Source organism: Pseudomonas sp. SH10-3B, assembly GCF_019891415.1.
Lineage (GTDB): Bacteria > Pseudomonadota > Gammaproteobacteria > Pseudomonadales > Pseudomonadaceae > Aquipseudomonas.
This window is the reverse complement of record NZ_JAFLXD010000087.1, coordinates 1-10,982: the sequence shown is the minus strand read 5'-3', so window position 1 is coordinate 10,982 and position 10,982 is coordinate 1. Positions and strand designations below refer to the sequence as shown.

Here is a 10,982-nt window from a genome sequence, read left to right as displayed (position 1 = left end):
TGGGGCTGCTGCGCAGCCCAACGCGGGGCAAGCCCGCTCGCCACAACAGCCCTATCTGCCGGGGGGACAGCGTTTAGACAAAGTTGTGTAGATACCTATGCCCCCATAGCGGCAGCACAGTCACGGCATCATTGACTGACCCACCGCCATCGGGAGCAATCCCCTCCCACATTGGTTCTGTGTTGCTCGAACAGTTCAAGGCCGCTGCGGCTTCACCGAGGTGCCGAAGGTGTTGCCCATGCGCACGCTGGTCGCCGCCGGGGTGGCCAGGCCGAGCTTGTTGGGCTGGCGCTTGTCCACGGCAATGCCTTGCGCCTCGCGGTTTTTCTGCGCGGCTTTGGCGGCATTGGTGTCGTTGCCCATCTGCTGGCTCAGGCAGCCATAGTCGGGCGCCTTGTAGCCATCCACCGAGACGTCGGCGCAGTTTTCGGCGTGGGCGTGCAAGGGCAGGGCCGCGCACAGCAACAGGCTGGCGAGGATCGGTAAGCGCTTCATCGAGGCCTCCTGGCGGGCCCGAAGGAATGGGCCGGTAGGTGAACGAGTCTAGTGCAGCGGGCCTCTCGTCACCGTGATGTTTTTTTTGCTATCACCGTAACATCAGGTTCATAAACTGGCCTCAGGATGACGGTTTTCTAGGGCGCGTCGGCCGTGCAGCGATGCAGAGCAGGGGGTGAACAGGGGGCCTGGAGGCGCGCCGTATGCGCCCTGGTCTTGCTGTTGCTGCTGGCCGGTGGTCGCGTCGCGCAGGCTGAGTCACCGCAGCTGCAGTTGAACCTGCCGGCGCAAGACCTGGAACACGCCCTGCAAGCGTACAGCCGCGCCACCGGAATGGCGGTGCTGGTCGACCGCGAACTGACGCGGGGCCGGCGTTCCATCAGTGTGCGCGGGCGTTTTACGGCGCAGGAGGCTCTGGCGATGTTGCTGACGGGGAGTGGCCTGATGGCGCGTTATGCGCGCAGTGATGCGTTCACCTTGCAGTTGCCCGCGGTCAGCCAGCCGCCTGCGACCCGTGGTGCGGCGGCACGCAACGCCGCGCGGATTAACAACAGCTACGCCACGGCCTTGCAGCAGGCCATCGAGACCAGCCTGTGCCGCTCGCAGTTGACCCGGCCCGGCAGTTTCCGTGCGCTGGTGCAGGTGTGGGTCAACCCGCAAGGGCTGATCGAACACAGTCGGTTGGTCAGCTCCACCGGCGATGAACAACGCGATGAAGCACTGGTACGCAATCTGGGAGCCACGCGGGTCGAACGCCCGGCGCCGAGCTCGCTGCGCCAACCGGTGACTTTACTTTTGATGCCCGACACAACAGGAATGCGCATGGAATGCACAGCAGCAAACGGAGCCTGGGGCGGATGAAAAATACCGGGCACAGCACGATGGTCGGCTTGTTCCTGGCCTCCTACGACGACTTCAAGGTGCGTTTGCGCAAGCGCCTGGGTTCGGAGGACCTGGCCAACGATGTGCTGCACGAAACCTACCTGCGGGTCGACCGCATGGAAGTGCCGCCCAACCTGGCGCAACCCAATGCCTACCTGTACCGCATGGCCCTGAACATCGCCGCCGACCGCCGCCAGGCCGACGCGCGCCTGCTCACCGGCAGCGAGGTCGAAGAACTGCTGCAAAGCGCCGACGAAGCCCAGGACCCGTCACGGGTGGTGGGCGGCCAGAAAGAAATCCAGTCCCTGGTCAAGGCGCTCTACGAACTGCCGGCACGCCGCCGCAAGATCCTCATCGCCGCCCGCCTGGAAGAGGCGCCGCACCTGGAAATCTCCCAGCGTTTCGGTATTTCCACGCGCATGGTCGAGAAGGAAATCAAGGCCGCCCTGGGTCACTGCGCCAAGCGTTTGGAAAGAAAAGTGATCCAGCGGTTCGGTCCCGGGGCCGGAAAACCGTCTTAGAGTCGAGTCCCTGATAAAACCGTGAGTATTTGCCCGCTTGAACATTTTTAGCCTCTCCGCCGCCCGGCACTCCGCCGCCAGCCCCCTGCACGATGAAGCCCGCGACTGGCTGCTCGTGCTGACCTCGGGCCGCGCCACCGTGGCCGATGCCAAGGCGCTCAAAGCCTGGTGTGCGCAAAGCCCCGAGCACGCCCAGGCGTTCGAGCAGGCCAAGGCGATGTGGCAGCAGTTGGCACCGGCGCTTGAGCAGGTATCGCAACCGCGCAGTTTCGGCCGCCGTGCATTCCTGGGCGGCGCGATTGCCGCATCGGCCGCTGTGGTGATGGTGCAGGTCGGCTCCCCCGGTGGTTTTGCCGGCCTCACGGCGGACTATCGCACCGAAGTCGGCGAACAACGCCAAGTGTTGTTGAGTAACGGGGTCAGCCTGGAACTCAATACCCAAACGCGCGTGAGCCAAGTGGGGCAGGGCCTTGAATTGCTTGAAGGCGAAGTCGAAGTGATCGCCCATTCCGCACAGCCGCTCAAGGTGCTGGCGGGGGAAGGCTGGGTGAGCGCGGCGCAGGCACGTTTCAATCTGCGCAACACCGACCGCACGGTGTGCGTGACCTGTATCGAGGGATGGTTGTCGGTGGACGTTGCCGGGCGCAGCGTGCGCCTGGAGAGCGGCCGGCAACTGAGCTACGACGCGGCCGGCATGGGCGAACCGGTGATGGTGGACACCCAGGCGGTCGTGGCCTGGCGCGAACAGGTCCTGGTCTTCAACAACGCCACCCTGGCCACGGTGGTAGACGAGATCAACCGCTACCGGCCGGGGATGCTGGTGCTGCTCAACAAGGAACTCGGCCAGCGACGCGTACAGGCACGGTTCAGCCTGCAGCAGTTGGCGGGGGTGGCGTTGTTGATTCGGGATGCGTATGGGGCCAAGTGCACGGAGTTGCCGGGTGGGGTGGTGTTGTTGAGTTAGGTGTTGTTGTGCCGAGTCTTGCATAAGCAATTTCAGTCGACCGCTCGCCACAGAGGTTCCAGTTTGGTGCGCGACATCGCTACGTTGAAGAGGTAGTGGGGCCTCCCACATTCAACGCCAAAGACTAGCGCAAAGGCCCCACCACCTGCCGATACTTCTCCACCCCCTGCGGCGTCTCCCGCACCAAACTGATCTCCAGCCCCAACGGATCCTCACGCCGATTCCCGCTCAACTGCCGCCAGCCCTTATCCTTCTCCCACACCCGCACCTGCAGATCACTGACCCCGCTCAACACCACCACACCATCCTTTGCCGCCGGCAGCGGATAGCGGTCGCGCGCGGGTGCCGCAGCGCGATACAAACTGTCGCCCTTGAGCCACCAGCGCACCCGTTGCAGGCCATCGCCGTCGAGGGGGGCGCTGCGAATGATGTCCAGCCGAAACCCTTGGCTGTCGGAACTGCGCACCGTCACCGCCGCCAGCCCATCGACTTTTTCCGCACTGTTCTTTGAAGGATCCGGGACGTTCAGTTCGACGCTGGCGCGCAGGCTGATGTCGCGCTGCAGCTGGTTCAGGGCGCGCAGCAGCACTTCGGTCTGTTCGCTGCTCGCCTGCAGGTGCTGGTCGGCGCGGGTGACGCTGTCCAGCCCGCGCCAGGCGATTACGCTGACCACGGCCATGAGCATGATCGCCACCATCACTTCGATCAGGGTGAAGCCTTGCTCGGATCGGTTCATGGCTGGCTCACCACGCGCATCAGGCCGGCGGCGTCGCGTTGCAGGCTGAGGCTGTGTTGGCCGTCGGACAACACCACTCGCAACGGCGGCTTGATCCATTCGGCGTCGAGCACCAGGGTTTGCCGGGGTTCGATGTTGATGTGCATCGGCTTGCTTTCCCATAGGCGTGGACGCAGTTGGCTGTCGTCCTGGAAGGCCTCGACGCCGTTGCCAGCGTCGTTGCGGCGGTTGAAGCGAAAGCCCTTGGCGTCGGCGCGCCAGGTGATCGGTCGGCCATCGGCACGCGCTTCCGCCTGGGCCACTTGCAGCAGTTGGCTCAGGCGCTCGGCGTCCTTGCGCAGCAAGTGCAGTGGGTCGGGCTTGATGGTCAGGCTGATGGCGGCGCTGGCGATGCCGATGATCACCAGCACCACCATCAACTCGATCAGGGTAAAGCCTTGCTGTTTCATCGGTAGGCGCCTCAAAAGCTGGTGAGCTTGTGAAATAAAAACGTGCGAATTGGCCTGTAGGCTGATGCCATGGACAAACAGGAGGTCCTTCCCATGGCATTTACTCTGCGTTTCTCACCGGTGCACGGCGTGCAAATCGTTGCGTTGCTGGCGGCGTTGGCCGGTGTGGCGGTCTGGACGCCGCTGCTGCTGACGTCCGCCGAGTCCCATACGCCCCAGGCCGCGCCCCAGGTGCTGGCGGCGCGCAGCGATAACCCGGCGCTGCAATGGTTTTCCAACGCGCCGACGGCGTTGCAGGTCAAGGTCTCTGGGGTGCTGGCCGGTGCGCGCGGTGCGGTGGCGATCCTCAGTCTCAACGACGGGCCGCCGCGCAGTTTCCTGTTGGGCGAGCGCCTCAGCCCCGGCGTGCGGCTCACGGCCATCGAAGGCGACGGGGTCGAGATCGAGCGCGGCGGCGAGAAGCTGCGCATCAACCTCGACAAATTGCCCGATGGGCCGGCCTTGCCGCGACTCACTCGGCCCTGACCTGTGTCTCCACGCGGGCCAGCGGCGGCGCCTCGCGGCTGGCGTCCCGCACCTGCACGTTGACTTGAAACAGGCGGCCATCGCGACTGATGGTCTGCTCGCACCGCAGTTTCAAGCGCCCCTGGTCACAGCTGAAGGTCTTTGTGCCGTCGCGCAAATGCCCCTCCAGGCGCAACTCTGCCAGGCGACTCTGCGCCGCCAGCAACGCCATGGATTTGTCCCGCAGCAAGCCGTTGCTCTGGGTCATCAACCCCGCCACGCGGATGGCAGCGGCCATCGCCACGGCGATGATCGCCAGCGCCACGAGCACCTCGATCAGGGTAAAACCTTGCTCCTTGCGACGGCCGTACATGGGGTTCTCAAAGCCGGGAAACAGGCCCGCAGACTAGCGCCGGCAGTTGACCGATTGGCGACCGAAACTCCCGAGGATTTTCAATACGACTGACATGTGTTCTTGCAACACTGCGCCACGAAATGTACCCAAGCCAAGGAATGTCGAGATGGATATCGCGCGCCTAACATCCCCATTGCCAGGCCCTCGCGGCCAGCGTGGCTTCACCTTGATCGAGATCATGGTGGTGGTGGTCATCCTTGGGATCCTCGCGGCGATGGTGGTCCCCAAGGTCCTCGATCGCCCGGACCAGGCACGGGCCACCGCCGCGAAACAGGACATCGGTGGGTTGATGCAGGCGTTGAAGCTGTATCGCCTCGACCATGGCACTTACCCGAGCATGAACCAGGGCCTGAAAGTGCTGGTGGAACGCCCGGCAGATGCCAAGAACAGCAACTGGCGCGCCTACCTAGAGCGCTTGCCCAACGACCCCTGGGGCCATCCTTATCACTACCTCAATCCGGGGGCCAACGGTGAGGTCGATGTGTTCTCCCTGGGTGCCGACGGCCAACCGGATGGCGATGGCGTCAATGCCGATATCGGCTCCTGGCAGTTGTAAGGCGCGCCATGAAACGGTATTCGCCCCCAGCGGCGAAGCAGCGCGGCATGGCGATTATCAGTGCCTTGCTGATCGCGGCGGTGGTGGCGGTGATCGCCGGCGGCATGCTCACGCGCCAGACCGTATTCACCCGCAGCCTGGAAGCCGAACAGTCGCGCGTGCAGGGCCAATGGCTGTTGCTCGGTGGCCTTGAACGCAGCCGGCAGATGCTCTGGGAAGCGCGCCAGAAGGACGTGCTGACCCGCCTTGACCAACCCTGGGCGCGGGCCCAGGCCGGCGTATTCGAGGGGCGGATTGACGATGAACAGGGCAAGTTCAACCTGCGCAACCTGGTTAACCGCCAGCTGCCCGATGCCGAGCAATTGCAGAGCTTCGAGCGCCTGTGCCGCACCCTGGGCGTGGCACAGGCCGTGAGCCGGCGCATCAGCCAACGGGTGATCGCGTCCTATGAACAGAAGGGGTTGCCCGCCAAATACCCGATGCTGCGCAGCCTCGACGACCTGAGCGGCCTCGAAGGCCTGACCCCTGAGGTGTTGCAGCGCCTGCAGGCGTACGTCAGCGTGCTGCCCGGCAATACCTGGGTCAACGGCAACACCGCGAGTGCCGAAGTGCTCAGCGCGGTGGTGCCGCAGCTCAGCCTGTCCCAGGCCCATGGGCTGGTGGCCGAGCGCGACAATGGCCATTGGTTTATCAACCGTGGGGATTTCGTCAACCGTCTGCACTTGCCCCAGGTCGAGTTGGAATCGGTGCAGGTGGGCATCACCAGCGAGTGGTTTCGCTTGCAGGGCCAGGCGCGGCGCGAGCGCCGTCGGGTGACGATCGATGCGTTGCTGCACCGCCCCGAAGACCGTGAACCCAAGGTGATCTGGTCGCGGGTGGGCGTATGAAACGCTTGCGCATTGCCTTGCCGCCGCTGGATCAGCTCAGCGCACAAAGCCAGGTGAAATTTGCCTGGCTCGACCGTGGCGTGGTGGTGTCCGAAGGGCAGGAAAGCCTGGCGCAATTGGGCAAGAGCCGGCAGGCGGTGGACTGCTTTCTGCACCCGCGCGACAGCCTGCTCACCAGCCTTGAACTGCCGCCATTGGCCGCAGCAAAAACCCAGGCGGCGGTGGCCTGTGCGGCCCAGGCACTGATCCTCGGTCCAGTGGAACAGATGCAGGTGGCCCACGGCCCGCGCGAAAGCGATGGGCGTGTGCAGGTGGGCTGGGTGCCCAAGACTGGGTTGGAGCGGTTGGGCCAGGTATTGGCCCAGGTGCAGCTCAAACTGCGCGGCCTGTACCCGGCGCCCTATGCCTTGCCGGTAGGGGCTGCGGCGTTGGATGAAGGCTACCTGTTGACGCGCGACAGCCTGCAACAAGGCGCTGTGCACCCGCTGGGGTTGCAGGCGCTCGATGTGCCGCTGGTGGCGGCGGCGCAGCGTTGGAGCGGTGCGGTGCCGGCCTGGGGCTTGCACGCGCGTGTCAGCCAAGCGTCTGGCGCCGGATGGGGCAGGGCGCTGGCCTGTATCGCGCTGGCCACCGCCATCTGGACCGTCGGCCTCAACCTCTACGCCGCCCGCCAGGTGGACGAAGGCCAACGGCTCAAGGCGTTGATGAGCCAACAGGTGCGCCAGGCGTTTCCGCAATTACCGGTGGTACTCAACCCCTTGCAGCAGGCCCGTCAACAGTTGGCCGCGCGCCAGAGCGGCGCGGCTGCCGATTCGGGTCAACGCTTCAGCAGCCTGCTGCAACTGGCGGGCAGCAACCTGCCTTTTATGGTGGGCAGCGTCGACAACCTGAACTTTGAGCAGGGCATCCTGCACCTGGGACTGCTCGCCGACAGTCGTAACCCGGCGGCCGAGGGGGAGTGGCAGGCGGCGTTGGCCCAGGCCGGTTTTGCGGCCACGCGCGATGAACATGGCTGGAGCATCGGCCCGGCGCAGGCCACGGAAAAACCGGAGGCCGGCGATGAATAGGTGGTTGCGCCTGCGCACCCAGGCCCAGGTGTTCTGGAGCGGCCTGGCCCTGCGCGAGAAACGCTTGCTGATCGGCGCCGGGCTGGTGTTGGCGAGCCTGCTGACCTGGTTGGTGCTGGTGCAGCCGGCGTTGAAAAAGATCGATTACTGGCAGGCCGAAACCCCCAAGCTGCGCGCCCAGGCCGAAGCCTTGCAGGTGCTGTTGCAGGATGTCGCCGCACCGCGCCAGGCCGACGAAGCGGCTTTGCGCCAGGCCCTGGACGGTGCCGGCCTGCAAGGGCATTACCAGTTGCAGGTGCTGGACGCCGGCGGTTGGCGCCTGACCTTCGACAACGCCCCGGCCGACGCCGTGGTGGGCTGGCTGCTGGGCAATCCCCGTTCATTTTCCCTGGAGGTGTCCGAGGCGCGTTTGCAACGTGCTGCGGATGCCGTCGATAACTCGGCCGGCACTGTGTCCGGGACCGTTCGCATGGATCAGGCGCTTGGCGCTAAGGAAGCTTCATGAAGTGGTCAGTCCTCCCTTTTCGCAAGGCCGCGCCGTTGCTGTTGCTGGCCCTGAGTGCGTGCAGCAGCCCGTCAACCACGCCGTTACTGGTGGACAGTGAACTTGGCCAACCCCTGGCCGACACCCGTCGCAGCGGCGACACCGTGCTGGATCGCCAACGCGAGCCGGCCCCCAAGCCTGCGGTACAACACCGGGTCACCAACAGTGCCCGAGGTCAGGCCCCGGCGCCCGTCAAGGCGCGTAACCCGCTGGGTGACCAGCCGGTGCAGCTCAACTTCGTCGATGCCGATATCCAGGCGGTGGTGCGCGCGTTGTCCCGTGCCACCGGCCAGCAATTCCTGGTGGACCCGCGGGTAAAAGGCAACCTCACCCTGGTCAGCGAAGGCCAGGTACCGGCGCATCAGGCCTACGACATGCTGCTGGCGGCGCTGCGTATGCAGGGCTTCAGCGTGGTGGATGTGGGCGGCGTGGCCCAGGTGGTGCCGGAGGCCGATGCCAAGTTGCTCGGCGGGCCGATCTACAGCGCCGGCAGCAGCGGCATGCAGACCCGCACCTTCCGCCTGCAATATGAAAACGCGGTGAACCTGATCCCGGTGCTGCGCCCCATCGTGTCGCCGAACAACCCGATCAACGCCTACCCCGGCAACAACAGCATCGTCATCACTGACTATGCGGAAAACCTCGCGCGGGTCGCGCAGATCATCAGTGGTATCGACACCCCCAGCGCGATCGACACCGACGTGGTGCAGATTCAAAACGGCATCGCCGTGGACATCGCGGCCATGGTCGCCGAACTGCTGGAAACCCAGGGCGCCGACCAGACCCAGAAGATCAATGTGGTCGGCGACCCGCGCTCCAATTCGATCATCATCCGTTCCGGCAGCCCCGAGCGTACGGAGCTGGCGCGCAACCTCATCTACAAGCTCGACAATGCCCAGAGCAACCCCAGCAATATGCACGTGGTGTATCTGCGCAACGCCCAGGCCGCCAAGCTGGCCCAGTCGCTGCGCGGGCTGCTCACCGGTGAGAGCGATTCGGGCGTGAGCGACGAGGCACGTGGCAAGCTCAGTGCCATGGGCGGCAATAGCAAGAACAGCCAGGGCACGGGCAACGCCCAAAACAGCAGCGGCACACCCACCGGCAGTGGCGTGCAGTCGGGCTATGGGCAAACCACCGGCTCCAGCGACAGCACCAGCAGCGGCAACACCGCCAACGAGCAGGACACCGCGTTCAGCGCTGGCGGCGTGACCATCCAGGCCGACGCCACCACCAACACCTTGCTGATCTCCGCGCCAGACCCGCTGTACCGCAACCTGCGCGAAGTGATCGACATGCTCGACCAACGCCGCGCCCAGGTGGTGATCGAAAGCCTGATCGTGGAAGTCGGCGAGGACGATGCCACCGAGTTCGGCGTGCAATGGCAGGCCGGCAACCTGGCGGGCCGAGGTGGCTTCGGCGGGGTGAACCTGGGCGGCAGCGGTGTCGTGGGCACGCCGACCAGTCCCACCAGTATTGATGTGCTGCCCAAGGGCCTGAATATCGGCGTGGTCAATGGCACTGTGGATATTCCGGGGATCGGCAAGGTGCTCGACCTCAAGGTGCTGGCCCGTGCCTTGAAGAGCAAGGGCGGCACCAATGTGCTGTCGACGCCGAACCTGCTGACCCTGGACAACGAAGCCGCGAGCATTTTTGTCGGGCAGACCATTCCGTTTGTCACCGGCAGCTATGTGACCGGTGGCGGCGGCACCAGCAATAACCCGTTCCAGACCGTGCAGCGTGAAGAAGTGGGGCTCAAGCTGAACGTGCGCCCTCAGATCTCCGAAGGCGGCACGGTGAAACTGGATATCTACCAGGAAGTCAGCAGCGTGGATTCCCGGGCCTCGGTGGCAGCGGGCACGGTGACCAACAAGCGCGCGATCGACACCAGCATCCTGCTGGATGACGGGCAGATCATGGTGCTGGGCGGGCTGTTGCAGGATGGCTATAGCCAGAGCAATGACGCGGTGCCGTGGCTGTCGGATATTCCGGGGTTGGGGGCGTTGTTTCGCAATGAGAAGCGCAGTGTGAGCAAGACCAACCTGATGGTGTTTTTGCGGCCTTACATCATTCGCGACAGTGGCGCGGGGCGCAGTATTACCTTGAACCGCTATGAGTTTATGCGCCGCGCGCAGAGTGGGTTGCAGCCGGAACACAGCTGGGCGATGCCGGATGTACAGGCGCCGCAATTGCCGTCGGTGGAGAAGGCGATTCCGGGCGGGCAGCAGCAGGGGCCGAGGGCGGTGATTCGGGCTGTGCCGGTTTCTGGGGGGCGACCGTGAACATTTTGACCGTGTACATATCCATTCCTGCGGTAACCGCCACCTATGGTTCCGCTCTTACAGCGGGTCACTTTTGGAAGGACCCAAAAGTAACCAAAAGGTCCTCGCCCCACCACTCGGCACCTCGCCTAGGCTCGGTGTGCCCGAACGCAGGCTTGAATCCGTGGGCCGCCGTCATGGGCCGTCCCTGGCCCAGGACGGCTAACCCGGCGTCCTGCCGGGTTACCCACGGATTCAAGCCTGCGTTCGGCCAGCGTGGTTTTACGGGGCGCCGAAGATCAAGATCAAAAGCGGCTCGCTTCGCATCGTGGGTACGTTGTTTTGTGACCGCGCTCGGTCAGGAAGATGTCTTGTGAGCCTTCTCCCTTACGCCTGGGCCAAATCCCAACGCATCCTCCTGCGCCCCGGCGAGGACGGCATGCTGCTCACCGTCTGCCCCTCGACCCCCGGCTGGTCCATCAGCGAAGTACAGCGCCAGTTCGGCCAATCGCGTGTTGAGCAGATACGCGACGACGAGCTCGACGGCCTCCTGGCCAGTGCCTACGCCGACACCGGCAGCGCCGCCGCCGTGGTGGGCGCGGCAGAGAACGAGGTCGACCTCGACCGCCTGATGCAGGACATGCCCGAGATCACCGACCTGCTCGACACCCAGGACGGCGCGCCGGTGATTCGTATGATCAACG

At 64.8% G+C, this 10,982-nt stretch carries 13 protein-coding genes and 1 pseudogene; 10 read left to right on the top strand and 4 right to left on the bottom strand.

The features are described from left to right. Window positions 1–195 precede the first annotated feature (195 nt). The gene (locus tag J1G35_RS30045) at window positions 196–495 is read right to left on the bottom strand and encodes a hypothetical protein (protein ID WP_053140815.1); all 300 of its coding nucleotides are present in this window, start codon (window positions 493–495) and stop codon (window positions 196–198) included. Window positions 496–711: 216 nt separating this feature from the next. On the opposite strand from J1G35_RS30045, the gene J1G35_RS30040 reads away from it, so the two are divergent. The 3 genes from J1G35_RS30040 to J1G35_RS30030 are packed head-to-tail and all read left to right on the top strand — an operon-like array spanning window position 712 to window position 2,862. Further along, complete coding sequence (locus J1G35_RS30040; protein ID WP_223016816.1) at window positions 712–1,356, top strand: secretin and TonB N-terminal domain-containing protein; 645 nt, start codon at window positions 712–714, stop codon at window positions 1,354–1,356. Beyond that, a complete protein-coding gene (locus tag J1G35_RS30035) occupies window positions 1,353–1,898 on the top strand; it encodes an RNA polymerase sigma factor (RefSeq protein WP_027607555.1) in 546 nt (181 codons plus the stop codon). The genes J1G35_RS30040 and J1G35_RS30035 overlap by 4 nt, the downstream gene beginning before the upstream one ends. Window positions 1,899–1,935: 37 nt before the next feature. Further along, complete coding sequence (locus tag J1G35_RS30030; RefSeq protein WP_223016815.1) at window positions 1,936–2,862, top strand: FecR domain-containing protein; 927 nt, start codon at window positions 1,936–1,938, stop codon at window positions 2,860–2,862. A 124-nt stretch (window positions 2,863–2,986) separates the two neighbouring features. Here the strand turns inward: J1G35_RS30030 and J1G35_RS30025 are convergent, their stop codons facing one another. Then, the gene (locus J1G35_RS30025; RefSeq protein WP_223016814.1) at window positions 2,987–3,598 is read right to left on the bottom strand and encodes a type II secretion system protein GspJ; all 612 of its coding nucleotides are present in this window, start codon (window positions 3,596–3,598) and stop codon (window positions 2,987–2,989) included. Then, entirely contained in the window at window positions 3,595–4,047 is a 453-nt protein-coding gene (gene gspH, locus J1G35_RS30020; RefSeq protein WP_223016813.1) for a type II secretion system minor pseudopilin GspH, read from the bottom strand. The genes J1G35_RS30025 and gspH overlap by 4 nt, the downstream gene beginning before the upstream one ends. 93 nt (window positions 4,048–4,140) lie before the next feature. Between gspH and J1G35_RS30015 the strand changes: the two genes are divergently transcribed. Then, a complete protein-coding gene (locus tag J1G35_RS30015; protein ID WP_223016812.1) occupies window positions 4,141–4,572 on the top strand; it encodes a type II secretion system protein N in 432 nt (143 codons plus the stop codon). On the opposite strand, the gene gspI is transcribed toward J1G35_RS30015, so the two are convergent. Next, window positions 4,559–4,924 (bottom strand): type II secretion system minor pseudopilin GspI, encoded by a 366-nt coding sequence (gspI, locus tag J1G35_RS30010; RefSeq protein WP_053140798.1) that lies wholly within the window; start codon window positions 4,922–4,924, stop codon window positions 4,559–4,561. The two genes, J1G35_RS30015 and gspI, sit on opposite strands and share 14 nt — an antisense overlap. Before the next feature lie 148 nt (window positions 4,925–5,072). On the opposite strand from gspI, the gene gspG reads away from it, so the two are divergent. The 6 genes and pseudogenes from gspG to J1G35_RS29980 all read left to right on the top strand — a co-directional run. Further along, window positions 5,073–5,522, top strand: a complete 450-nt coding sequence (gene gspG / locus J1G35_RS30005) for a type II secretion system major pseudopilin GspG (protein ID WP_053140795.1) — start codon at window positions 5,073–5,075, stop codon at window positions 5,520–5,522. Between the two features lie 8 nt (window positions 5,523–5,530). Then, window positions 5,531–6,409 carry a type II secretion system minor pseudopilin GspK gene (gene gspK, locus J1G35_RS30000; RefSeq protein ID WP_223016811.1) on the top strand — a complete coding sequence of 293 codons (879 nt, stop codon included), beginning with the start codon at window positions 5,531–5,533 and terminating at the stop codon, window positions 6,407–6,409. After that, window positions 6,406–7,476, top strand: a complete 1,071-nt coding sequence (gene gspL, locus J1G35_RS29995) for a type II secretion system protein GspL (protein ID WP_223016810.1) — start codon at window positions 6,406–6,408, stop codon at window positions 7,474–7,476. Before gspK ends, gspL begins: the two co-directional genes overlap by 4 nt. Continuing rightward, complete coding sequence (gene gspM, locus J1G35_RS29990) at window positions 7,469–7,981, top strand: type II secretion system protein GspM (RefSeq protein WP_223016809.1); 513 nt, start codon at window positions 7,469–7,471, stop codon at window positions 7,979–7,981. The genes gspL and gspM overlap by 8 nt, the downstream gene beginning before the upstream one ends. Beyond that, window positions 7,978–10,299 (top strand): type II secretion system secretin GspD, encoded by a 2,322-nt coding sequence (gspD, locus tag J1G35_RS29985; protein WP_223016808.1) that lies wholly within the window; start codon window positions 7,978–7,980, stop codon window positions 10,297–10,299. Before gspM ends, gspD begins: the two co-directional genes overlap by 4 nt. Before the next feature lie 352 nt (window positions 10,300–10,651). Beyond that, window positions 10,652–10,982 (top strand): annotated as a pseudogene (locus J1G35_RS29980) (type II secretion system protein GspE); the annotation flags it as partial.

Coding starts and splice junctions, on each gene's coding strand:
- J1G35_RS30045 (WP_053140815.1), bottom strand. CDS start 495: ATGAAGCGCTTACCGATCCTCGCCAGCCTGTTGCTGTGCGCGGCCCTG.
- J1G35_RS30035 (WP_027607555.1), top strand. CDS start 1,353: ATGAAAAATACCGGGCACAGCACGATGGTCGGCTTGTTCCTGGCCTCC.
- J1G35_RS30025 (WP_223016814.1), bottom strand. CDS start 3,598: ATGAACCGATCCGAGCAAGGCTTCACCCTGATCGAAGTGATGGTGGCG.
- gspH (WP_223016813.1), bottom strand. CDS start 4,047: ATGAAACAGCAAGGCTTTACCCTGATCGAGTTGATGGTGGTGCTGGTG.
- J1G35_RS30015 (WP_223016812.1), top strand. CDS start 4,141: ATGGCATTTACTCTGCGTTTCTCACCGGTGCACGGCGTGCAAATCGTT.
- gspI (WP_053140798.1), bottom strand. CDS start 4,924: ATGTACGGCCGTCGCAAGGAGCAAGGTTTTACCCTGATCGAGGTGCTC.
- gspG (WP_053140795.1), top strand. CDS start 5,073: ATGGATATCGCGCGCCTAACATCCCCATTGCCAGGCCCTCGCGGCCAG.
- gspK (WP_223016811.1), top strand. CDS start 5,531: ATGAAACGGTATTCGCCCCCAGCGGCGAAGCAGCGCGGCATGGCGATT.
- gspL (WP_223016810.1), top strand. CDS start 6,406: ATGAAACGCTTGCGCATTGCCTTGCCGCCGCTGGATCAGCTCAGCGCA.
- gspM (WP_223016809.1), top strand. CDS start 7,469: ATGAATAGGTGGTTGCGCCTGCGCACCCAGGCCCAGGTGTTCTGGAGC.
- gspD (WP_223016808.1), top strand. CDS start 7,978: ATGAAGTGGTCAGTCCTCCCTTTTCGCAAGGCCGCGCCGTTGCTGTTG.